Raw genomic sequence first — 21569 nt, 5'->3', positions numbered from 1 at the left:
GGAAGTGCTGGTGGTGGTGCGGAGGGTGCCGGGCGGTGCCGGCGGTGCCGCTGCCCGTCGGGGGCGCCCGCGGCGGGCCGCGCCCGGCCCGGCGGTCCGCCGACCGTACCGGCCAAGGGGCCAACCCTAGGGCACGTCCGGGGCCCCGCCGCCGTCCCATCGCGCCCGCCGCATGTCGATCCGCGGCATCTGCCCACCCGTCGCCCGACCACCGCCCCTCCCGGACGCGCTTCGCGCGACGCCTCCTGAACCCGTCGCCCGACCACCGCCCCTCCCGGACGCGCTTCGCGCGGCGCCTCCTGAACCCGTCGCCCGACCACCGCCCCTCGTCGACGCCTCCCCGGACTCTGTCCGGGGCCCCGCGGCCCCTTCGGTCAACACCGCCGAGGCTCCCCTGAGGGGTGTGCCCTCGTCGCGGTAGTGGGCCAGGGCGCGCAGTTCGCTCCCGGGGAGCAGGGTGCCGTCCGCGCGCACCACCCGCCACCAGGGCACCGCGCCCCCGTAGAGCGCCATCACCCGGCCCACCTGCCGGGGGCCGCCGGGCGCCGGCCCCTGGGGGTGCTCCTCGTCCTTGAGCCACTCCGCGACGTCCCCGTACGTCATGACCCGGCCGGGCGGGATCAGCTCGACGACGCCGAGGACCCGCTCGGCGTAGTCGGGCAGTTCCACGGCGGCGGCCGGTCCGTCGCCGGCGGCGCCGGCGCTGTCCGTGTCTCCGGTCCCCTTCATTCGGTCCATCCTGCCGCACAGCACCGACAATGGGCTTGGACGCTCGGTCCTGCGTCGGCCGGGGTAGACCCTGAGAACGGCGGAGACCGTGTGCGGTGGCGGTGGTTCCACTTCCCGTGGGCCCCAAATGCACCCTGATGCCTCCCCGGGCCGGACGGCCGTGCCACCATCTTCCGGACGGTGACTGGTGATACGAGATCAAGAAGAGACGGCCGAACAGCAGGGTGCGGCGCCTCCACGGGAGGCGGGCGCCCCTGATGTGCTGGCAGCCGGCACCGCCCCGGGACCGACCGCAGGGACCGCGCAGCCGCAAGGGCCGCGGGCGGCGGAACAGGGGAAGCAACAACGGAAGCCGACCGCGGCCTCCGCTACCGAAAAGGCGAGCACGATCGAGAAGGCCGAACGACCCGAGGCGTCCGCGAGGCCGGGACGGCCCACGGCGCCGGAGCCACCCGAGCGGCACCAGCCCGTACGGCGGACGAAGGAGAGCGCCCAGAGCGATCAGCAGCCGGAGGAACGGCTGGAGCACCACAAGACCGCCGACGACGCGCCCCGGGGCGTGCCCCGCACCGGCGCGTACCGCTCCACGGGCGGCCCGGAGGACAGCGGCGAGTTCCACGTGGACCGGCTCGCGGTCGACGAGCCGCTGCTGCCGGCGCGGGTGCACCGCCCCGCCGACCTGCTGCGGCTGCTGCTCGGCATCGCCGGGATCGCACTGGTGCTGGCGCTGGCGACGTTCGCGCACGGCACCACCCAGGGGCTGAAGAACGACATCGGGCAGGGCGCCGGGGCGGCTCCGCCGCTGCTGATCAACCTGGCGGGGCTGGCCTCCAGCGTCCTGGTGCTGATCGTGCCGGTGGCCTACGCCGTGGAACGCCTGATCAAGCGGGACGGGCTGCGGATCGCGGACGGCGTGCTGGCCGCCGTACTGGCGCACGGGGTGTCGCTCGCCACCGACCTGTGGGTGGCCGAGGCGGCCCCCGCCTCGATCCGCAGCGCGCTGACCCAGCCGCTGGCCAACGGGGCGCTCTCCGCACCGGTGCACAGCTATCTGGCACCGGTGATCGCCTATATGACGGCGGTGGGGATGTCCCGGCGGCCGCGCTGGCGGGTGGCGATGTGGTGCGTCCTGTTGCTGGACGCTTTCGCGGTGCTGATCGGGCGGTACACCACCCCGTTCGCGATCGTGGTGACCGTACTGATCGGCTGGACCGTCGCCTTCGGCACCCTCTACGCCGTCGGCTCGCCCAACGTCCGCCCCACCGGCCAGAACCTCCTCGCGGGCCTGCGCCGGGTCGGCTTCCGGCCGGTCAGCGCGATGCGCGCGGAGGACGGCAGCCCGGACCACGGCGACCGGGGCCGCCGCTACCTCGTCGCCCTGGAGGACGGCCCGCCGATCGACGTCACCGTCGTGGACCGCGAGCAGCAGGCGCAGGGCTTCTTCTACCGGGTGTGGCGGCGGCTGTCGCTGCGCGGCATCAACCAGCGCCGCAGCCTCCAGTCGCTGCGCCAGGCCCTGGAGCAGGAGGCGCTGCTGGCGTACGCGGCGATCGCGGCCGGCGCCAACGCGCCCAAGCTGATCGCCACCTCCGAGCTCGGACCGGACGCGGTGATGCTGGTCTACGAGCACATCGGCGGCCGCAGCTTCGACGCGCTGGCCGACGAGGAGATCACCGACGAGCTGATGCACAGCGCCTGGCGGCAGGTGGCCGCGCTGCAGTCGCGGCGGATCGCGCACCGGCGGCTGGTCGGGGACGCCCTGCTGGTGGATCGTTCCGGCAACATCGTGTTGACCGACCTGCGGGGCGGCGAGATCGCCGCCGGCGATCTGGTGCTGCGGATGGACATCGCCCAGCTGCTGTCCACCTGCGGGCTGCGGGTCGGCGCCGAGCGGGCGGTCGCCGCGGCCGTCGAGGTGCTCGGCCCCGACGCGGTGGCCGACAGCCTGCCGCTGCTCCAGCCGATCGCGCTCAGCCGCACCACCCGGGCCACCCTGCGCCAGCTGGCCAGGGAGCGGTCCAAGCGGGAGCGGGAGACGGTGCTCACCGCCTCGCAGGCCGCGAAGGAGGCGCGGGAGGCCCGGGAAACGAGCGGCCCCCGCGACCGCAAGGCGCTGCGGGCGATGCGGAACGCGGAGAAGTCCGCCGAGAAGCGGGCCCTGGAGGAGGCGTCGGAAGAGGCGCTGGAGGAGGACCTGCTCGCCCAGATCCGCCGACAGGTGCTGCTGATCCGGCCGACCGCGGTCATCGAGCCGGCGAAGCTGGAGCGGCTGAGCCCGCGGATCCTGATCACCTGGATCGCGGGTGCGTTCGCCGCGTACCTGCTGCTGTCCCAGCTCACCAACTTCAACGTCGGCGACGTGATCAACCAGGCCCGGTGGGTGTGGGTGCTGGTGGCGGCGTTCTTCTCGGCGCTGACGTACGTCGCGGCGGCGATGAGCCTGCTGGGGTTCGTCACCGAGAAGGTCTCGTTCCTGCGGACGCTGCTCGCGCAGGTCGCGGGCGACTTCGTGAAACTGGTGGCGCCCACCGCGATCGGCGGGGTGGCGCTGAACACCCGGTTCCTCCAGCGGGCCGGGGTACGTCCCGGCCTGGCGGTGGCGAGCGTCGGCGCGTCCCAGCTGTTCGGGCTGGGCAGCCACATCGTGCTGCTGCTGGCGTTCGGCTATCTGACCGGCACCGAGCACGCCCCGCAGATCCAGGCGTCCCGGACGGTGATCGCCGGTCTGCTGACGGTGGCGGTGCTGGTCCTGGTCGTCACGGCGGTCCCGGTGCTGCGGAAGTTCGTGGTGACCCGGCTGCGGTCGCTGTTCGCCGGCGTGGTGCCGCGGATGCTGGACATCCTCCAGCGGCCGCGGAAGCTGGTCACCGGCATCGGCGGGATGATGCTGCTGACGGGGGCGAACGTGATGTGTCTGGACGCCTCGATCCGGGCGTTCGGCGGCGGCGACCAGATCAGCTACGCCGGTATCGCGGTGGCCTTCCTGGCGGGCAACGCGCTGGGCTCGGCGGCGCCGACACCGGGCGGCGTGGGCGCCGTGGAGGGCGCCCTGAGTGCCGCGCTGATCTTCGGCGGACTGCCGGCCGAGACGGCGCTGCCGGCGGTGCTGCTGTTCCGGCTGATGGTCTTCTGGCTGCCGGTGCTGCCGGGCTGGCTGGCCTTCAACTTCCTGAGCCGCAAGGGCGAGATCTGACGCAGGCGGCTGCCCGGCACTCCGGGAAGCCGCCTCCGCCGGTACGCGCGAAGGCGCCGGTCCGTGGTGCACGGACCGGCGCCTCACGTGTCACGGGGCGACTGCGCCGCTCAGTAGACGGGCTTCTCCGGCTCGACGGTGTTGACCCAGCCGATGACGCCGCCACCGACGTGCACCGCGTCGGCGAAGCCGGCGGACTTCAGGACCGCGAGCACCTCGGCGGAGCGGACGCCGGTCTTGCAGTGCAGGACGATCTTCTTGTCCTGCGGGAGGTCCTGGAGGGCGGTGCCCATCAGGAACTCGTTCTTCGGGATCAGGCGGGCGCCGGGGATCGAGACGATCTCGTACTCGTTGGGCTCCCGGACATCGATGATGTCGATCTTCTCGTCGTTGTCGATCCACTCCTTGAGCTGGCGCGGAGTGATCGTGGAACCGGCCGCCGCCTCCTGGGCCTCCTCGGACACCACGCCGCAGAACGCTTCGTAGTCGATGAGCTCGGTGACGGTCGGGTTCTCGCCGCAGACCGCGCAGTTGGGGTCCTTGCGGACCTTGACCTGGCGGTACGTCATCTCCAGCGCGTCGTAGATCATCAGGCGGCCGACCAGCGGGTCGCCGATGCCGGCGAGCAGCTTGATGGCCTCGTTGACCTGGATCGAGCCGATGGAGGCGCAGAGCACGCCGAGCACGCCGCCCTCGGCGCAGGACGGCACCATGCCGGGCGGCGGGGGCTCCGGGTACAGGCAGCGGTAGCAGGGGCCGTGCTCGCTCCAGAACACCGACGCCTGGCCGTCGAAGCGGTAGATGGAACCCCAGACGTACGGCTTGTTCAGCAGCACGCAGGCGTCGTTGACGAGGTAACGGGTGGCGAAGTTGTCCGTGCCGTCGACGATCAGGTCGTACTGGGCGAAGAGCTCCATCACGTTGGTGGAGTCGAGGCGCTCTTCGTGGAGGTTGACCGTGACATACGGGTTGATGCCGAGCACCGTGTCCTTGGCGGAGGCGGCCTTGGAACGGCCGATGTCCGCCTGGCTGTGGATGATCTGGCGCTGCAGGTTCGACTCGTCGACCTCGTCGAACTCCACGATGCCCAGGGTGCCGACGCCGGCCGCGGCCAGGTACATCAGCGCGGGCGAACCCAGGCCGCCGGCGCCGACACACAGCACCTTGGCGTTCTTCAGCCGCTTCTGCCCGTCCATCCCGACATCGGGGATGATCAGGTGGCGGGAGTACCTGCGGACCTCGTCGACGGTGAGCTCCGGAGCGGGCTCGACCAGGGGTGGCAGCGACACGGGGACTCCGTTGGTCGGTCTCGATGGGGTTCCCCCGCCCCGGTCGGAACCGGGAACGGCGGAGATGGTTCTCCCCGTAACACTGCCACGCCCTTCTTCATTCCGAGACACCCGGTCCGGTGTGCGAGACGAATGCGTCCCAGTGGCCGGGCAGCGGCTCCGGGGCGGCACCGGCGGCGGCCGACCCGCGGGACGGAGGCCCAGGCGGAAGCCTCCTCCGATGCCGCTCCCGACCGCGCTGGGCACCGGTGAGCGGCGCGGCGAAGGACCGGGCGTCCCGCTCCGTATCCAGGCGTCCCACTGGGTGGACATCCGTCTCACGAGCGCGGGCGCCGACAGGGGTGCACGAAGCCGGGCACCCCCGCCCGCGGCGGCCCGGCCCCGGTGGAGGCGCGGGCGGTGCCCGGGGCGCCACCGCTCAGATGCGGCAGGCGGCCTCCATCCAGATGTCGGCCAGGGACTCCTCCAGGCCGATCCGCGGGCGCCAGCCGAGCCGGTCGCGGGCGGTGCGCACATCGGCCTGCTGCCAGGTGCCGCAGCCGTCCGGATACGGGTAGGCGGTGGGCGGTGCGCCCGCCGCGTGCCCCTCGGTGGCCGGGGCCGGGATCACCAACCGGGCGGGCGGGGAGTCGAGTTCGTGCAGCGAGCCGCCGAACCCGGCGACCCGGGCGAGCACCGCGGCGGCCTCCCGCAGCCGCACCGCGCGCCCGGTGCCGATGTTGACCACGCCCTGCGCGGCGGACAGCGAGGCGGCGTGCACCGCCCGGGCCACGTCCCGGACGTCGACGAAGTCCCGCTGGACGCCGAGCCCGCCCAGCTTCAGCTCGTTGTCCCCGGACTGCATCGCGCGCCGCATCGCCTCGGCGAGCCGGCCCAGCGGCGACCCGGCCGGGGTGCCCGGGCCGACCGGCGAGAAGACCCGCAGCACCACCGCGTCCAGCCCGGAGCCCAGCACCAGTTCGGTGGCAGCCAGCTTGCTGACCCCGTACGGGCCCCCGGGGCGCGGCACCGCGTCCTCCGCGGTGGACGAGCCGGGCTGCGAGGGCCCGTACTCCGAGGCGCAGCCGAGATGGACCAGGCGGGCGCCGCAGCCGCTGCGGCGCAGCGACTCGCAGATGGTGGCGACCGCGACGGTGTTGTGCCGGGTCAGCTCCCGGGCGCCGCCGCGGGTGGTGCCGGCGCAGTTGACTACCACGCCGGGGTGGACCGCGTCGAGGAAGCGGGTGAGCGCCCCGGGGCTGCCGGTGGCCAGGTCGAAGCGGACGTCGGCGTCGTCTCCCCGGCCCAGGGCGGTGAGCTGGACGGCGGGGTCGGCGAGCAGGCGGTCGGCGACATAGCGGCCGAGGTACCCGTTGGCGCCGATGAGCAGCACCCTCATCGTGCGTCCCCCCTGCGCGCGTGACGTGTGGTCGGGTGGACGTTCATGTGTCGACTCCTCATGGGGATCGAGGGAAGCGGGCCGGTTCCTCCGGCTCCGGCCGCGGGTTCGGCGTCCGCCGCTGGGCGCGGGGACCAGGTGGGGGGTGCGGTCCGCGGCACGGAGGCCGGGGAGCGCGGAGCGGCGGCATCGGGGCACCGCGCCACGCCATGCGGGGGGTACGAAGGCCCATACGGGCGGAGGGGGGCGGTCATGGCCGGTGAGCCTCCGCGGGGTCGCCGACGGGGGTGCCGCCGGGCCGTTCGGGCATGTCGGCGGGCGGGTGCGCACAGGCGCCGGTGAGCGCCCGCAGGCCGCGGACGAGGAGGCCCAGCGCGGCAACCGCGCACGCGACGGCCGGGACCGCGGCCGGTCCGGCGGCGGCGACCAGCGCCTCCACCGGAGTGCCGAGCCGCGCCAGGCCGGGGAGCCGGGCGGTCAGGACGAGGGCCAGGGCCACCGCCTCCAGGGCCGCGGCGCCGCCGAGGCCGGCCGCGGCGGCCGCCGGGAAGCCGTGGACCGCGAGCAGCCGGGCGAGGAAGAGCAGCACCGCCAGCGCGACCACCGCCGGGACCGCCCACCGGCCGCCGGGGCTCCCCGCGCGGGCGAGCAGCAGTTGGGCGCCGACCGTCAGCGCCCCGGCCGCGACCACGAAGAGCAGCGTGGCGCCGATCAGCAACGGCCGCACCCGGGCGGCGAGTTCGGCCAGTGCGCGACTGGCGACCACCCCGCGCCGGGCGCGCCGGGCGAACCAGTGGGCGCAGCCGGCGGCCGGGGCGATCACGCAGGCCAGCGCCACGGCGGCGGCGACGGCGGCCCGCGGGTGCGGGCCCGGCACATCGGGCCCGCCGGAGAGCAGCTGCGCCAGCAGCCAGTCGCCGTAGACCGCGTACCCCACCGCCCAGACCGCCCCCAGCACCGCCGTACGGGAACCGGGGCCGCGCCGCAGCCGCAGCGGTCCGTGGCGCAGCGCCAACCGCACCGCGAGGACGGTCAACAGCAGCCCGGCCGCGTCAACGGCGCCGCGCACCGGCGGAGTCGGGGCCACGACGGAGGCGTGGGCGGCGACCGTGGCGAGGCCGATCGCGCCGGGGAGCAGCTGCACCGCACCCCGGGCGAACCGGGAGCGGGGGGCCGGGGCGGGGGCCGCCGGGTCCGGGGCCGGGGCCGGATTCGGCGCCTCCGGTTCATCCTCCGGGCCCGCCGACGCGCCGCGCTCCGGTCCGTCGGCGCGCGGGACCCGGGCGTAGAGCTCCTCCGCCAGGGAGAAGACGTCGCGGTGTCGGAAACGGGCGGCGGCGCGGTCGGTGACCCCGTGCGCCTCCAGTCCGGCGGCGATCTCCAGCGGGTCAACCGCCCTTTCGCACAAGGTGCGGTGACGGTACATCAGAATCTTGACGGGGTCGGCGGGGCCGTGCCGCGGGGCCGGCCGGGCGGGTGGGGCCGCGGTGTCGCTCTCGGGTGCGGTCATGCGCCGTCTCCTCTCCCCCGACCCCGGGGACAGAGGCCGGGGGCGCGGATGACGGGGGCGGGTAGCAGCGCGCGCCCCTCACGGGGGCGGCGTCCGAAACCCGGACGGCCGTCCCGCCATGCGGCGCCCCAGCTCCCCTCGTGTGCCACGTCCGCCATCCCCGTCACCAGGGCCGCGCCCACCACGCCCATCGCACAGAGCACGTCCAGCACGACTGTCACCACTGTCGCCTCCCTCACCCTCACCACACCTGCCCGGCGGCCGGTTCGCCGGCCGCTCCGCGCCGCGTACGCCGGGACCGTCCGCCTGTCTGGCCCGCCGGATCTGCCTGCTCGGCCTGGGCCCAGCTCGGGGTGCGGGCGGTGCCGGTCGGGGGCGGCTCCCCGGGCACCCGGGACTCGGCGGGCCGGGCGAAGGGCCGCGGGACGCCGTCCCCGGCGCCGCACCCCGCCGGACCACCCGGGGCGCTGGCGATCAGCTCCAGGTAGATGCCACGAAATGCCGCGATGTTCTGCTCGACGGTGAAGAGTTCGAAGGCCCGGGCGCGGGCCGCGGCGCCCAGCCGGGCGCGCCGCTCCGGGTCGCCGAGCAGCGCCCGGCAGGCGTCGGCCAGCGCACGGGGGTTGCGCGGCGGGACCACCAGACCGGTGCCGCCGATCACCTCGCAGACCGCGCCGGTGTCGGTGGAGACCGTGGCCCGGCCGCAGAACATCGCCTCCACCAGGGAGCGCGGGAACCCCTCGACCGCACTGGAGAGCACCACCACCGTCGCCGAGGCGTAGGCGTCCGCCGCGGTGGGCGCGGTGGGGCCGCCGATCTCCTCGAAGCTGACCGGGTTCTCCCCGGCGGTCCGGGCGTCGGCGGCCTCGTCGGGGAAGAGCTGGGCGGCCAGCGCCCGGCACTGGGCGCGGTATCCGGCGGCCTCCGGGTCGGCGCCGAGGCCGCCGATGATCCGGAGTGTGGCGGCGGGGACGGTCCTGCGGAGGTCGGCGAAGGCGTGCAGCAGTCCGACGAGGTCCTTGTCCGGGGCGATGGCGCCGGTCCACACCAGGGTCGCGGAGTCGTCCGCCGCGGTGTCCGGGACCGCCGCGAACGGGCCCGCGGCCATGCCCGGGTAGACCGTGCGCAGCCGGGCCGGGTCCGCGCCGCAGCGCTCCTGCCAGCGGCGGGCCCGGGTGCCGCCCGGGGTGATCAACGCGGCCCGGGCGTAGGTCTCGGCGGCGAGGGCGCGCCGGAAGGCGGCGAGCAGGACCCGCACGGGCACGGTCCGCGGCGCCGCGGGGTGCGCGAGGTAGTGCTCGCGCAGCCCCACACCGTGCTCGGTGACCAGGAGCGGGGTACCGAAGAAGCGTTTGGCCAGCAGCCCCGGGAGCGCGGCGGTGCCGGCCGAGGCGGCGTGGCAGAGGTCCACCGCGGCGAGCCCGGCGTCGCCGTACCAGGCCAGCGAGAGCGGGCGCAGCGCCGGCTCCAGCTCGGCGGCGACCGCCAGCAGGTCCGCGACCTGTGCGCCGCGGACGGCGGACGGTGCGCCGGCGCCGTGGCAGACGGCCTCCAGGGCGCGGACGGCGTCCTCGGAGCGGAGCAGGGCGGGCAGCGCGGCACTGCCCCGGGCGAGGTCGGCGAGCCCGTAGAGGCCACTGGCGAAACGGTCCGCCTGTCCGTCCGCGGCGGCTTCCGCACCGGCCGCCGGCTCCCCCGCCGACAGCGCCACACAGGCCGCCGCGAGATCACCGAAGTGCTCGGCGAAGCGGCGCCGGGCGCGGCGGCCGGCGGCCCGGCGGCGCCCCGTCGGGATGTCGCCCCACAGCCGCGCCTGCCCCATCAGCCGGGCGTTGACGGGCAGTTCGACGGGGCCGCGGGCCTCCTGACGGGGGTCGGTGATCAGCGCGTAGAGCGCGAAGTCATGGCCGGTGAGCCCGCGCACGAGCCGGTCGCACCAGCCGTGCGCCTCACCGGACGCATAGGGATAGCCACCCTCGGTGAGCAGTCCAATGCGCACGACGGCACCCCCGTCCTCCCATATCGGCGTCCTGGCGCGGCACGTCCCCCGCCACCTGCAGGAAGAAGCTACGCAAAGGGTCCGGTGGCGCGATGGACGGTTGTCCGTCGCACCACCGGAAGGGGTGAACACGCGTGACTTTCCACCCCTCAGGGCGTTTCGACGCGCTATGTGGCCCGTTGGACGGTGAGGTCCGGCCGTCGCGCCGCCGCCCGCGGGGCGTGCATCCCGGGCGCGACCTGCGGATCCGGCGCGAAAACGCCCCTCAACGCCCCTCGTGTGCAACGGTGTTGGGCGTCGCCGTGCGCCCGCTCGCCCGCCTCTCCCCCGTGCCCCGGCCGGCCCGCATCGCCACCGCCGGCACCGGGCTCACTGCCCGGTCGGATACGGCCAGGAGTTGGGGCGGCAGGTCACCCCGTCCGTGGTGAGGAACTTGGTCTGCTGCATCATCACCGGGGCGAGCGCGCCCGCCCGGGAGCACGCCTCGTGGTTGTGCCCGAGCCGGTGCCCGACCTCGTGGTTGATCAGCATCTGCCGGTAGGCCAGCATCTTGTCGGGGCCGTAGGTCTTGGCGCCCTGCGCCCACCGATAGGCGTTGATCATCACCCGCTGGGTGGCCGCCGAGTCGCAGGAGACGTTGTCCTCGGTGGTGTCCAGGCCGGACTTGGCGCACCACTTCGCGGTGGTGCCCGGACTGGCCAGGGAGATCACGAAGTCCGCGTCGCCGGAGCCCACCCGCTGGAAGGTCCGCTGCCCGCCGTGCGCCCAACTCCGATCGTCGTTGAGGGTCTTGTGCACCGCCTCGGCGAACAGCTCGCCGTCCAGCGGCAGTCCCTCCTCGACGTCCACCCGGTAGCGCAGCACCTTGCCGTGGCCGGGCGCCTTGGCGTCGCCGCCGACCGGCCGGAACCGGCCGCCGGCGGTCAGGTGCGGGTCGAGCGGGAAGACCTCGGCCATCTGGGTGGCGTAGTCGGCGGGCTTGGCGTCCTGGCCGGCCCGCGTCTGCGAGCGCGACGCCTCGCCGGCGCCGTCGGCCCGGTCGTCGCCGCTGCGGGCCTGCGGACCGCCGTCCTCGCGGTGCTGGTCGGCGACCTGGCCCCCGATGACGACGGCGAGCGCGGTGGTCACCGCCGCGGCGGCCGCGCCGGTGAAGGTCCGCGCCCTGCTCCCCTTCCGGGGGCCTCGCGCGCCGGACCCGTCGTCGGTCGGCCCGGCGGCCTCGGGGCCGGGCCCGTCACCGCCGTCCCGGCGATCGGTCCGCGGCGCCGCATCACCCTGGCGGACGCCGTCGGAGACGCCCTCCGGGAAGCCGGTGGCAGCGCCGTCCGGAGAGCCCGTCGGGAAACCGTCGGCCCACGTGCCCGGCGCGGCGCGGCGGGCCGTCTGGCCGAACGCCTCCAGATACTCCTGCCGCGGCCCCGGACCGCCGCCGGGCGGCGAGACCACCGGCGTGCCGAAGGCGGGCGTGCCGAACGGCGGCGTACCGGAAACCGGCCCACCGGGCTCGGCGGACCGTGGCCGGGGGATCCTCGGCGCGGCCGGCACGCCCCTCGCCCAGCCGTGCGGTGCGGCCGCGGGCGGCGGGACCGTGCCCCAGGCGCCGCCCGGCTCGTGCTGCTCGGGATGGCCGCCGCGGACCGCGGCGCCGTCCTCCGGCGCACCGGTCACCCGGCGGCGGCGCCCCGTCCCCGGGGCGTGCTGGGTGCTGCCGGCGCTCCCGGCCGGTTCCGCGGGCGGGCGCTGCGGCTCGCCCCGGCGGCTGTGTCGTCCCACGGCGCCGTCAGCTCCAGCCCGCGCCGGACGACACGTCGGACCGGGCCGCCGCGGTGGAGTCGATCAACTCGCGGACGGCCCGTGCCACCGCCTCGGGGTACTCCATCATCGCCACGTGCCCCGCCTCCGGAAGTGTCAGCAGCCGTGAGCCGCGGAACGCCGCGGCCGCCCGCCGTGCCATCCGGATGGAGACCAGGCGGTCGCGTCCACCGTAGACGAGAAGCGTGGGCACCAGGACCCGTTCGGCCTGGCGCCACAGACCCTGCTGGCCACCGAGCGTGTAGGCGCCCACCACACCGCGCGCCGAACGCTCCATCACCTCCCAGAAATAAGGGAGTTCCAGCCGTCGGGCGTACTCCTCGACGGCCGATTCGAAGCCCTCGGAGGTGATCCGGGCCGGATCGCCGTAGCAGAGCGCCAACACCTCGCGGGTGCGCTGCTCGGGCGTCCAGTCGCGGGTGAGCCGGCCGAACAGCCGGGCCGCGCCGGGGACCGCGAGCAGCGCGGTGGGCACCGCCGTGCGCTGCGGCCGGAGTTCGGGCAGCGCGGGCGAGATCAGGGTGAGGGTGCGGATCAGGTCGGGGCGCATCGCCGCGACCCGGGTCGCGGCGGCGCCGCCCATGGAGTTGCCGATGAGGTGGACGGGGCCGCGCTCGGCCGCGTCGAGGTAGCGGACGAGCGCGCGGGCCTGCGCGGAGACCGAGTAGTTGCCGTCCTCCGGCGGCGGCGACTCGCCGAAGCCGGGCAGGTCGATCGCCTCGCCGTCCAGCCGGTCGGCGAGCAGCGGCATCAGGGCCGACCAGTTCCGGGACGAGCCGCCCAGGCCGTGGACGTAGAGCGCCGGTTCGCGGTCCCGGCCGGCGGCGTCGGCCGGTGCGTCGGGGCGCGCGGCCGGGGTGCGGACGGCCAGCGTCAGCCGCGGCGGCGTCGCCAGCGCGACCCAGTCGACCGACTCGTCCGCGGCGTCCGGGGCGCCGGGTCCGGCCGGCGGCACCGGGAAGGCGGCGGCTGTCGCGGTGTCCGGCGACTCGGTCGAAGACATGCCCTCGATGTTACGAGACGATCACGCCCCCGATTGTGTGTTCGCGGTCACACACCGCATCGCGCTGCCGCAACTGCTCTCCTAGGCTCGTAGCTAGGGCGACCGCCCCCACGGCGGGCCACGGCCCCAGCAAGCATCGGAAAGGGAGCCACCATGCGCGTCGACCCGACAGACCCCGACACCTTCGAGGAGGCGGCCGAAGGCCCCGCCCTCACCCAGATCGACGTGGAGGCACCGGAGGCCGATGCCGCCGAACAGCACGCCGAGCTCGCCCCGCGGCACGACGAGACGGTGACCGGCGGCGACTTCTCCGCCAATGAGGCGGACCGGGCCGAACAGGCCCGGGTCGTCGAGCTCAACGAAGACGAATATCGATGACCTGGGACGTTATGTCGGCTTCGAAGAAGGGTTCGGGGCAGAATTTCTCGCCCCGGACCGCACACAGCCCCGTTACCCAAAAGTACGATGACGGCCGCGGTGCACCACCTTGTACGGACCGCGAACGGAACGATTTCTGGGAGGCAGCGTGAGCGCCATCGAGCAGACCGAGGCGGCGCGTCCGCGGGGCACACGCCTGCCACGCCGAGCCCGGCGGAACCAGCTCCTGGGCGCGGCCCAGGAAGTCTTCGTCGCGCAGGGCTACCACGCGGCCGCGATGGACGATATCGCCGAGCGGGCGGGCGTCAGCAAGCCGGTGCTCTACCAGCACTTCCCCGGCAAGCTGGAGCTGTACCTGGCCCTGCTCGACCAGCACTGCGAGGCCCTGCTGCACTCGGTGCGCACGGCCCTGGAGTCCACCACGGACAACAAGCAGCGGGTCGCGGCCACGATGGACGCCTACTTCGCCTACGTGGAGGACCCGGGCGGCGCCTTCCGCCTGGTCTTCGAGTCGGACCTGACCAACGAGCCGGCGGTCCGCGAGCGGGTGGACAAAGTGTCCCTGGAGTGCGCCGAGGCGATAAGCGCGGTGATCGCCGAGGACACCGGGCTGTCACGGGACGAATCGATGCTGCTGGCCGTCGGCCTGGGCGGAGTCTCCCAGGTGGTGGCGCGCTACTGGCTGTCCTCGGAGAGCCAGGTGCCGCGGGACACCGCGGTGCAACTGCTGACCTCGCTCGCCTGGAAGGGCATCGCCGGATTCCCGCTGCACGGCACCGACATGCACTGACCGTGTTCGCTGCTGGCGTGGTCTGCGACGTCCTGTCCGTCCCCGTACCGGGCTAATGTGTGCTGCGTACCGCGCGGCTGGCCGCGCATCCTCCCCCAGCCGACGCTGGGGGACCCCCAGACCATCGGAGGGACAGAAGCCGTGGAGGTCAAGATCGGCGTGCAGCACGCGCCCCGCGAGATCGTTCTGGAGAGCGGGCAGTCTGCCGAGGAGGTCGAGCGCATTGTGAGCGAGGCGCTGACCGGCAAGGCGGAGCTGCTGAGCCTCGTGGACGAGCACGGCCGCAAGGTCTTCGTCGCGGCGGACCGGGTGGCCTACGTGGAGCTCGGCGAGCCGACCACCCGCAAGGTCGGTTTCGGCGCTCCCTGAGCGACGGCGCAGCGGCGCACGAGGCGCCATCACTGACGCAGGGCGGCGGCCCGGAGAAGTTCTCCGGGCCGCCGCCCTGCGTCGTGTCACCGGCGCCCGGCGCCGACCGCCGGCCGGGATGTGCGCAATCCCTGTCCAAAAACCCTTGCCCGATGGCCGGACGAGGGCGCACGCTGACCGGACAAGGGGGCCGCGCCGGAGGGTTGCTGCCGGCGGCCCTTGGGTACGACCGCCTACGACCGATTTGTTTGTTGGGTCGGCCTCGTCACGCGGGAGGGAACAGCATGATCTGGGAAGCGCTCGGCTCCGTGATCGTCGGATTCGCCATCGCCCTGTCCGCGCGGCGCTGGCTCCCCGAGCGATTCCCCGCCCACGCCCTCACCCTGGCCACCGGACCGGTCGCGGCGCTGCTCGGTGCGCTGCTGACCCGCTCGATCCTGGGCCCCGGACACCCCGTGCAGGTGATGGTCGCCGCGTTCGCCGTGGGCGCCGCACTGCTGTCGGTCCTGGTGCGCCCGCCGCGCCGCCGGGTGCTCCCCCGGCTGTCGCCGGGAGGTGCCCCCGGCCCGGGCACCCCCCTGAAGAGCCACCGGACGGCCTGCTGACGGGCGTCAGGCCGCCAGGCCCAGCGCCGCCATCCGCTTGGTGTGCGCCTCGGTGATCCGGGAGAACATCCGGCCGACCTCGGCCAGGTCGAAGCCGTCGGCCACCCCGCCGACCAGCATCGTGGAGAGCGCGTCGCGGTCCGCGACCACCCGCTGGGCCTGCGAGAGCGCCTCGCCCATCAGCCGGCGGGCCCACAGCGCCAGTCGCCCGCCGACCCGCGGCTCGACCTCGATGGCCGCCCGGACCTTCTCCACCGCGAAGGTGGCATGCCCGGTGTCGTCCAGCACGGCGAGCACCAGGTCGCGGGTGTCGGAGTCCAGCCGGGCCGCCACCTCGCGGTAGAAGTCACTGGCGATCGAGTCGCCGACGTACGCCTTGACCAGGCCCTCCAGCCAGTCCGACGGCGCGGTCTGACGGTGGAACTCGTCCAGTGCCGCGGCGAACGGCTCCATCGCCTCGTTGGGCTCCGCCTCGATCTCGGCGAGCCGGTCGCGGAGCCGCTCGAAGTGGTGGAATTCCGCCGAGGCCATCTTGGCCAGTTCGGCCTTGTCGTCCATGGTGGGGGCGAGCTTGGCGTCCTCCGCCAGGCGCTCGAAGGCGGACAGTTCGCCGTATGCGAGGGCGCCGAGCAGATCGATCACAGCGGCCCGGTACTGCGGGTCCGTGGATGCCCGGTCCCAGTCCTGGGCGGCGATTCCGGTGTGTTCCTGCGCGTCGGCAGCGGCGTTGTCAGGCGTCTCCATGACCGGCACAATAGCCCGCCCGAGGGGTCATGGAAGGCCCTGGTCAGCCACGGCTCGGTCACCCGTGCGAGTGATCGCCGAGAGCGGTCCGGCGCGCCGTGATGAATTCCTCAGTCATACACGCCTTCGGATTCACGCGCGATATCCGGGGTACAGTGCTAAAGGACCCGCCGAGTATCGGTGGGTCGTTCCACGAAAGCGGATGCCCGGTCGGTGGCCCGATCGGCTCCAACCGACCGCCCTCCCCCGCGGCGCGTACGCGACGTACGCACAGCAGGAGGCACACCGCTCGCGGCAAGAGTGCCTGAGCGACGGCAGTGGTCCCGCGCCGTCCGGCCCCTTCGGGTCGGCGCCGTACGAACCCGTACGACGGTGCGGTACGACCCCCTTCGCCGCCTCTCGCCGCGTCTCACAGAAGAGGCAAGACTCTGTCTACGACGTTCCGAGAACTCGGGATCTTCCCCGAGACCGCCGAGGCCCTGGAAGCCGTCGGCATCGTTACCCCCTTTCCCATCCAGGAGATGACGCTCCCCGTCGCCCTCTCCGGCAACGACGTCATCGGCCAGGCCAAGACCGGCACCGGCAAGACGCTCGGCTTCGGCCTGCCGCTGCTGGAGCGGGTCACCGTCCCCGCCGACATCGAGGCCGGTCGGGCCACGCCCGAGCAGCTGACCGAGGCGCCGCAGGCCCTCGTGGTCGTGCCCACCCGTGAGCTGTGCCAGCAGGTCACCAACGACCTGCTGACCGCCGGCAAGGTGCGCAACGTCCGGGTCCTGGCGATCTACGGCGGCCGGGCGTACGAGCCCCAGGTCGAGGCGCTGAAGAAGGGCGTCGACGTGGTCGTCGGCACGCCCGGCCGGCTGCTCGACCTGGCGGGCCAGCGGAAGCTCGACCTGTCGCAGGTGCGCACGCTCGTCCTGGACGAGGCCGACGAGATGCTCGACCTGGGCTTCCTGCCCGACGTCGAGAGGATCATCCAGCTGCTGCCGGCCAAGCGGCAGACCATGCTGTTCTCGGCGACCATGCCCGGACAGGTCATCTCGCTGGCCCGCCGCTACATGTCGCAGCCGACGCACATCCGTGCCACCGCGCCGGACGACGAGGGCGCGACGGTCGCCAACATCACCCAGCACGTCTACCGGGCGCACTCCCTGGACAAGCCGGAGATGGTCGCCCGCATGCTCCAGGCGGAGGGCCGCGGGCTGGCCATGGTGTTCTGCCGCACGAAGCGGACCGCCGCCGACATCGCCGACCAGCTCGCCCGCCGCGGCTTCGCGTCCGGCGCGGTCCACGGCGACCTCGGCCAGGGCGCCCGCGAGCAGGCGCTGCGCGCCTTCCGCAACGGCAAGGTCGACGTCCTGGTCTGCACCGACGTCGCCGCCCGCGGCATCGACGTCGAGGGTGTGACCCACGTCATCAACTACCAGTCGCCCGAGGACGAGAAGACCTACCTGCACCGGATCGGCCGCACCGGCCGGGCGGGCGCCAAGGGCACCGCGGTCACCCTCGTCGACTGGGACGACATCCCGCGCTGGAAGCTGATCAACAAGGCGCTGGACCTGTCGTTCGACGAGCCGGAGGAGACCTACTCCACCTCGCCGCACCTCTACGAGCAGTTGCACATCCCCGCGGGCACCAAGGGCGTGCTGCCGCGCGCCGAGCGCACTCGGGCGGGGCTGGCCGCCGAGGAGGTCGAGGACCTGGGCGAGCCCGGTGGCCGCGGGCGCGGCCGGCGGTCCGGGACCCCGGACACCAAGGAAGAGCCCCAGCGGACCCGGACGCCGCGCCAGCGGCGCCGGACGCGGAGCGGAACGCCCGTGAGCCAGGCGGCCGGCGCGGACGCGCCGGAGACCGCGAACGCCGAGAGCGCCGCCGACGCGGCGGTGCGCACGGCCGAGGGCACCGAGGCCGCCGCGGCACCGCGGACGCCCCGGCGTCGGCGCCGCACCCGGGGCGCGGTGACGGCCGCTGCCACCGAGGCCGCGGTGGCCGAGGCCCGCGAGGCCGTGGCCGACACGGTCGTCGAGGCCGCCCCCGCGCCGGCCGCCACGGCCGGTCCGGACACCGAGGAGGCGCCGGCCGCCAAGCCGCGCCGACGCCGTACCCGGAGCACCGCCAAGGCCGCCGCGGAGAGCGTGGGCGAGGCGGCGGAGGCCACCGTGGAGACCGTGGTCGAGGCGGCGCAGGAGACCGCGTCGGCGCCGGTCGCGGCGGAGGCCGCCCCGGAGAAGCCCAAGCGCACCCGCAAGCGGGCCGCGACCAAGAAGGCCGTGGCGGCTGACGCCGTGGACGCGCCGGAGGGCGTGGCGGACACCGCCGTCGCGGACACCGCCGTCGCGGACACCGTGGCGGCTGACGCCGCGCTCCCGGCTGCGGCCAAGCCCAAGCGCACCCGGACCCGGAAGGCTGCTGCCGCCAAGCCCGCGGCCGAGGTCGAGGCCGCCGTGGCCCCCGCCGCGGCCGAGGGCGTCGAGGCCGCCCCGGAGAAGCCCAAGCGGACCCGGAAGACAGCCGCGGCCAAGACCGCCGTGACCGAGGTCGCCGACGGGGAGGCCCCCGCCAAGCCGAAGCGGACGCGGAAGACCGCCGCCGCCAAGGCCGCCGAGGCCGCGGAAGCGGTGGACGGCGCGGAGGTCAAGCCGAAGCGCACCCGGAAGCGGACGCCGGCGAAGCCCGCCGAGGCGCCGGCCGAGAGCTGATCCGGCCCGCCTCCGACGGCTCCTGACGACCCGGCCCCGCCTCGTGCGGGTGCCGGGTCGCCGCCGTTTCAGGCCGGGGTGCACCGGCAACTCCGGCGTACCGGCGGGTTTTCCCCGGCCGTCCCGATAGCCTCACCCCATGAGCAGGCCGCCCACCCTCACACTGCCGCCGTGCGCCCGCGCGTACCGGCTCGACACCGCACGCGGCGCGTTCGCCGTGCACGACGCCCGACCCGACGGCGCACCGATCGGCACCGCCCTCCTGGTCCCCGGGTTCACCGGCAGCAAGGAGGACTTCATCGCCCTGCTGGCACCGCTCGCCGCGGCCGGTTTCCGAACGGTCGCGGTGGACGGCCGCGGGCAGCACGAATCCCCCGGCCGAAGCACTCAACAGGCGTACGAGCAGCAGGAGTTGGCGCTGGACGTGCTGGCCCAGGCGCGGGCCCTGGAGGTACCCGACGGCAGCCCGCTGCACCTGCTGGGCCACTCCCTCGGCGGGCTGATCACCCGGGCCGCGGTGCTCCGCGACCCGGCCCCGTTCCGTTCGCTGACCGTGCTCAGCTCCGGTCCGGCCGCCATCGACCCGGCCCAGCAGGCGCGGGTGCGGATGCTGATCGACGCGCTCGGCACGATGGAGCGGGAACAGGTGTGGGAGGCCATGCGGGCGCTGGATCCCCCGGAGGCGGCGGACGACGCGGCGCCGCCGGAGATCGCCGCGTTCCTGCGGCAGCGCTGGCTGAACACCGCCCCCGAGCAACTGATCGCCACTGCACGGCAGATGCTGGCGGAGCCGGACCGGGTCGACGAGCTGGCCCGTACCGGGCTGCCGGTGCACGTCGTCTCGGGAGTCGTGGACTACGCCTGGCCGGTGCCGCTGATGGACGCGATGGCCCGCAGGCTGTCCGCCCGCCGCACGGTCGTCGAGGGCGCCGAGCACTCCCCGAACGCCGAGCGCCCGGAAAAGACCGCCGGGGCGCTGGCGGGGTTCTGGAGCGACGTCGGCTGACGCTCGCCCACGGTCCGGTCCGGCACCGCGGCGTCGCCGCGCCGCTAGAGCCGCCCCTGCACGTGGTCCCAGAACCCGTCGCGCAACACCCGCCGCAGGTCGGCGTGGCCGCGCAGGGAGTGTTTCAGCAGCGCCTCGGCGGCGGTGAGCAGCTCCTGGTCGACGGCGCCGGGCAGGTACGGGTGGCCGGGCAGCAGATCGGCCACCCATGCCGGGCCGCGCTCCGACAGCCACTGGGCGGCGACCCGCGCCCCCACGAACCGGACCTCCTCGCGGCTGGGCACCGGCCCCTCGCCGACGCCCGGCTCGGGGTGCTCCGCGGCCGTCCGCCGGGTGACGTACGGCTTGCAGAAGTCCAGGTCGAAGGTGCGCGCGCTGTCCACCTCCCACATCAGCGGCTCGGCCTGGTTGCGGCCGCCCGCGGCCTCGATGCCCCACAGGTGGACCCGGGCGCCGTAGCCCTGGGCCGCCTCCACCGCGGAGACCAGGTCCTCGTCGCCGCCGATCAGGACGGCATCGGTGATCGCCCGGTGCCGGGCCAGCGACTCCAGGTCCGTGCGGATCAGCGAGTCCACGCCCTTCTGCTGGTTGTGGGCGTTGAGGTTGCCGAGCCGGACCTTGACGTCGGGGAGCTCGGCGACCCGCTGCTGTTCCTGGGTGTGGATCCGACGGCGGGCGCCGTCGTACCAGTAGACCCGCAGCAGCCGGCTGTCCGGGAAGATCGTCCGCGCCTTGTCGATGAACGCCTCGATGAGCCCCTCGGCGTCCAGCTCGAACGCCTTGCGGTCCTCCGTACCGGTGACCAGCCGCCCGGTGGCGGCGTAGACGTACCCCGCGTCGACGAAGATCGCATGGGTGGACGGGGTGGTGGCGACCTCCGCCAGGACCCGGGTGAGCAGCTCGTTGGTGCGCTCGATGCCGGCGGCGAGCGCCGCGAGGTCGGTGATGCCCGTGGGCTGGAGGTCGTTCATTTCGGGGTCCATTGTCCGGGCGGGCGCTCGGAGGGCACAACCACGCGGGCTTCCATAGATGCATTCCTTAGACCATGAAAAAATTTCCTTAGCGTAGGGAATCATTTCAGCTGTAGGCTCGTTGTACCCATACGGAACGCCCGGCAACGAAGCCAGGCAAGTCCTGTCAAAAAGTTCTCCGCAGGAGGATCAGACGAAGGGAGAAGCCGTATGCGCTTCGAGATCATGCGCCTGGACGATGTCGACGGCGCCGCCGTGGACAGCACCGTCGTGGACGCCGCCTCCGTCAACCAGATCGTGCAGCAGGCCGCCGCCATAGGGCAGCGGATCTACATCCGCCCGGCCGACACGGCCGCGGTCAGCTGATCACCGACACCGCCGACCGCGTCCGGACGACGACGTGACGACCACGTAGCGACGACGCGCGAACGCCCCCCGCACGGACCTGCCGTGCGGGGGGCGCCGTCGTATCCGGAGCCGCTCAGGACGCCTGGATCACCTGCGTCACACCGTTGATGATCTGCTGCACGGCGAGCGCGGAGAGCATCATGCCGGCCAGTCGCGTCACCAGGACCACCCCGCCGTCCTTGATCACGCGGATGATCACCAGCGAGAACCGCATCACCAGGTAGAGCACCACATGGATCGACGCGATCGCCGACCACACCGCGACCTGGGACGCGACGTCCTGCGCGTGCTGCACCGCGAGGATCACCGAGACGATGGCGCCCGGCCCGGCCAGCAGCGGCATGCCCAGTGGCACCAGCGCCACGTTGACGTCCTTGGTCTGGGTCGGCTCCTCGGACTTGCCGGTCAGCAGGTCCAGCGCCACCAGCAGGAGCAGCAGCCCGCCGGCGATCATCAGCGCGGGCGTGGAGATGTGCAGGCGCCCCAGGATCTGCTTGCCGAAGAGGCCGAAGACGGCGATCACGCAGAACGCGACGGTGGCGGCCTGCCAGGCCATCCGGCGCTGCACCTTGGCCGGCCGGCCGGAGGTCAGGGCGAGGAAGATCGGGGTGATTCCCGGGGGGTCCATGATCACAAAAAGCGTGACGAAGAGGGTACTGAAGACGGCGACGTCAAACACAGTGCTG

The 21569-nt window shown here is 74.2% G+C and carries 18 protein-coding genes; 8 read left to right on the top strand and 10 right to left on the bottom strand.

Annotation, left to right across the window (positions count from 1 at the left end; translation table 11 throughout):
* Positions 1–126 precede the first annotated feature (126 nt).
* Entirely contained in the window at positions 127–738 is a 612-nt protein-coding gene (locus JNO44_RS43740) for an MGMT family protein (protein WP_420882695.1), read from the bottom strand.
* A 178-nt stretch (positions 739–916) separates the two neighbouring features.
* On the opposite strand from JNO44_RS43740, the gene JNO44_RS27930 reads away from it, so the two are divergent.
* On the top strand, positions 917–3922 hold the full coding sequence (locus JNO44_RS27930; protein ID WP_205366577.1) for a lysylphosphatidylglycerol synthase transmembrane domain-containing protein: 3006 nt from the start codon (positions 917–919) through the stop codon (positions 3920–3922).
* Between the two features lie 110 nt (positions 3923–4032).
* Here the strand turns inward: JNO44_RS27930 and moeZ are convergent, their stop codons facing one another.
* The 6 genes from moeZ to JNO44_RS27900 form a co-directional block, all read right to left on the bottom strand.
* Positions 4033–5211: an adenylyltransferase/sulfurtransferase MoeZ gene (gene moeZ / locus JNO44_RS27925; protein WP_067347142.1), complete on the bottom strand. Its 1179-nt coding sequence runs from the start codon at positions 5209–5211 to the stop codon at positions 4033–4035.
* Between the two features lie 418 nt (positions 5212–5629).
* Entirely contained in the window at positions 5630–6589 is a 960-nt protein-coding gene (locus JNO44_RS27920) for an NAD-dependent epimerase/dehydratase family protein (RefSeq protein WP_067347144.1), read from the bottom strand.
* Between the two features lie 250 nt (positions 6590–6839).
* Positions 6840–8099: a hypothetical protein gene (locus JNO44_RS27915; RefSeq protein WP_205366576.1), complete on the bottom strand. Its 1260-nt coding sequence runs from the start codon at positions 8097–8099 to the stop codon at positions 6840–6842.
* Positions 8100–8340: 241 nt separating this feature from the next.
* Positions 8341–10098: a DUF3492 domain-containing protein gene (locus JNO44_RS27910; RefSeq protein WP_205366575.1), complete on the bottom strand. Its 1758-nt coding sequence runs from the start codon at positions 10096–10098 to the stop codon at positions 8341–8343.
* Between the two features lie 369 nt (positions 10099–10467).
* Positions 10468–11871, bottom strand: a complete 1404-nt coding sequence (locus JNO44_RS27905) for a DUF3152 domain-containing protein (protein ID WP_420882694.1) — start codon at positions 11869–11871, stop codon at positions 10468–10470.
* Positions 11872–11878: 7 nt separating this feature from the next.
* Positions 11879–12913, bottom strand: coding sequence for an alpha/beta fold hydrolase (locus JNO44_RS27900; RefSeq protein WP_205366574.1), 1035 nt, complete (start codon positions 12911–12913; stop codon positions 11879–11881).
* Between the two features lie 153 nt (positions 12914–13066).
* Between JNO44_RS27900 and JNO44_RS27895 the strand changes: the two genes are divergently transcribed.
* The 4 genes from JNO44_RS27895 (at position 13067) to JNO44_RS27880 (ending at position 15055) form a co-directional block, all read left to right on the top strand.
* Complete coding sequence (locus tag JNO44_RS27895; protein ID WP_073443593.1) at positions 13067–13291, top strand: hypothetical protein; 225 nt, start codon at positions 13067–13069, stop codon at positions 13289–13291.
* Between the two features lie 148 nt (positions 13292–13439).
* Positions 13440–14081, top strand: coding sequence for a TetR/AcrR family transcriptional regulator (locus tag JNO44_RS27890; protein ID WP_039633010.1), 642 nt, complete (start codon positions 13440–13442; stop codon positions 14079–14081).
* Positions 14082–14222: 141 nt separating this feature from the next.
* Positions 14223–14450: a DUF3107 domain-containing protein gene (locus tag JNO44_RS27885; protein WP_205366573.1), complete on the top strand. Its 228-nt coding sequence runs from the start codon at positions 14223–14225 to the stop codon at positions 14448–14450.
* Positions 14451–14734: 284 nt separating this feature from the next.
* Positions 14735–15055: a hypothetical protein gene (locus JNO44_RS27880; RefSeq protein ID WP_235094339.1), complete on the top strand. Its 321-nt coding sequence runs from the start codon at positions 14735–14737 to the stop codon at positions 15053–15055.
* 6 nt (positions 15056–15061) lie between these two features.
* Here the strand turns inward: JNO44_RS27880 and JNO44_RS27875 are convergent, their stop codons facing one another.
* Positions 15062–15799, bottom strand: coding sequence for a ferritin-like fold-containing protein (locus JNO44_RS27875; RefSeq protein WP_205366572.1), 738 nt, complete (start codon positions 15797–15799; stop codon positions 15062–15064).
* Between the two features lie 521 nt (positions 15800–16320).
* On the opposite strand from JNO44_RS27875, the gene JNO44_RS27870 reads away from it, so the two are divergent.
* On the top strand, positions 16321–18498 hold the full coding sequence (locus JNO44_RS27870) for a DEAD/DEAH box helicase (RefSeq protein ID WP_240167684.1): 2178 nt from the start codon (positions 16321–16323) through the stop codon (positions 18496–18498).
* Positions 18499–18637: 139 nt separating this feature from the next.
* Positions 18638–19504 (top strand): alpha/beta fold hydrolase, encoded by an 867-nt coding sequence (locus JNO44_RS27865; RefSeq protein ID WP_205366570.1) that lies wholly within the window; start codon positions 18638–18640, stop codon positions 19502–19504.
* 44 nt (positions 19505–19548) lie between these two features.
* Here the strand turns inward: JNO44_RS27865 and JNO44_RS27860 are convergent, their stop codons facing one another.
* A complete protein-coding gene (locus JNO44_RS27860; protein ID WP_205366569.1) occupies positions 19549–20475 on the bottom strand; it encodes an NYN domain-containing protein in 927 nt (308 codons plus the stop codon).
* Between the two features lie 210 nt (positions 20476–20685).
* On the opposite strand from JNO44_RS27860, the gene JNO44_RS27855 reads away from it, so the two are divergent.
* Complete coding sequence (locus tag JNO44_RS27855) at positions 20686–20841, top strand: hypothetical protein (RefSeq protein WP_099055693.1); 156 nt, start codon at positions 20686–20688, stop codon at positions 20839–20841.
* A 115-nt stretch (positions 20842–20956) separates the two neighbouring features.
* On the opposite strand, the gene JNO44_RS27850 is transcribed toward JNO44_RS27855, so the two are convergent.
* Complete coding sequence (locus tag JNO44_RS27850) at positions 20957–21562, bottom strand: MarC family protein (RefSeq protein WP_205366568.1); 606 nt, start codon at positions 21560–21562, stop codon at positions 20957–20959.
* Positions 21563–21569 lie beyond the last annotated feature (7 nt).

It is taken from the genome of Streptomyces noursei, from assembly GCF_016917755.1.
Taxonomy (GTDB): Bacteria; Actinomycetota; Actinomycetes; order Streptomycetales; family Streptomycetaceae; genus Streptomyces; species Streptomyces yunnanensis.
This window is presented reverse-complemented; position numbering and strand designations above follow the sequence as displayed.

What these genes read in the sequence shown, in the direction of transcription:
- JNO44_RS43740 (WP_420882695.1), bottom strand. Translation starts at nt 738, where the DNA reads ATGGACCGAATGAAGGGGACCGGAGACACGGACAGCGCCGGCGCCGCC.
- JNO44_RS27920 (WP_067347144.1), bottom strand. Translation starts at nt 6,589, where the DNA reads ATGAGGGTGCTGCTCATCGGCGCCAACGGGTACCTCGGCCGCTATGTC.
- JNO44_RS27915 (WP_205366576.1), bottom strand. Translation starts at nt 8,099, where the DNA reads ATGACCGCACCCGAGAGCGACACCGCGGCCCCACCCGCCCGGCCGGCC.
- JNO44_RS27900 (WP_205366574.1), bottom strand. Translation starts at nt 12,913, where the DNA reads ATGTCTTCGACCGAGTCGCCGGACACCGCGACAGCCGCCGCCTTCCCG.
- JNO44_RS27895 (WP_073443593.1), top strand. Translation starts at nt 13,067, where the DNA reads ATGCGCGTCGACCCGACAGACCCCGACACCTTCGAGGAGGCGGCCGAA.
- JNO44_RS27880 (WP_235094339.1), top strand. Translation starts at nt 14,735, where the DNA reads ATGATCTGGGAAGCGCTCGGCTCCGTGATCGTCGGATTCGCCATCGCC.
- JNO44_RS27875 (WP_205366572.1), bottom strand. Translation starts at nt 15,799, where the DNA reads ATGGAGACGCCTGACAACGCCGCTGCCGACGCGCAGGAACACACCGGA.
- JNO44_RS27870 (WP_240167684.1), top strand. Translation starts at nt 16,321, where the DNA reads ATGACGCTCCCCGTCGCCCTCTCCGGCAACGACGTCATCGGCCAGGCC.
- JNO44_RS27865 (WP_205366570.1), top strand. Translation starts at nt 18,638, where the DNA reads ATGAGCAGGCCGCCCACCCTCACACTGCCGCCGTGCGCCCGCGCGTAC.
- JNO44_RS27860 (WP_205366569.1), bottom strand. Translation starts at nt 20,475, where the DNA reads ATGAACGACCTCCAGCCCACGGGCATCACCGACCTCGCGGCGCTCGCC.
- JNO44_RS27855 (WP_099055693.1), top strand. Translation starts at nt 20,686, where the DNA reads ATGCGCTTCGAGATCATGCGCCTGGACGATGTCGACGGCGCCGCCGTG.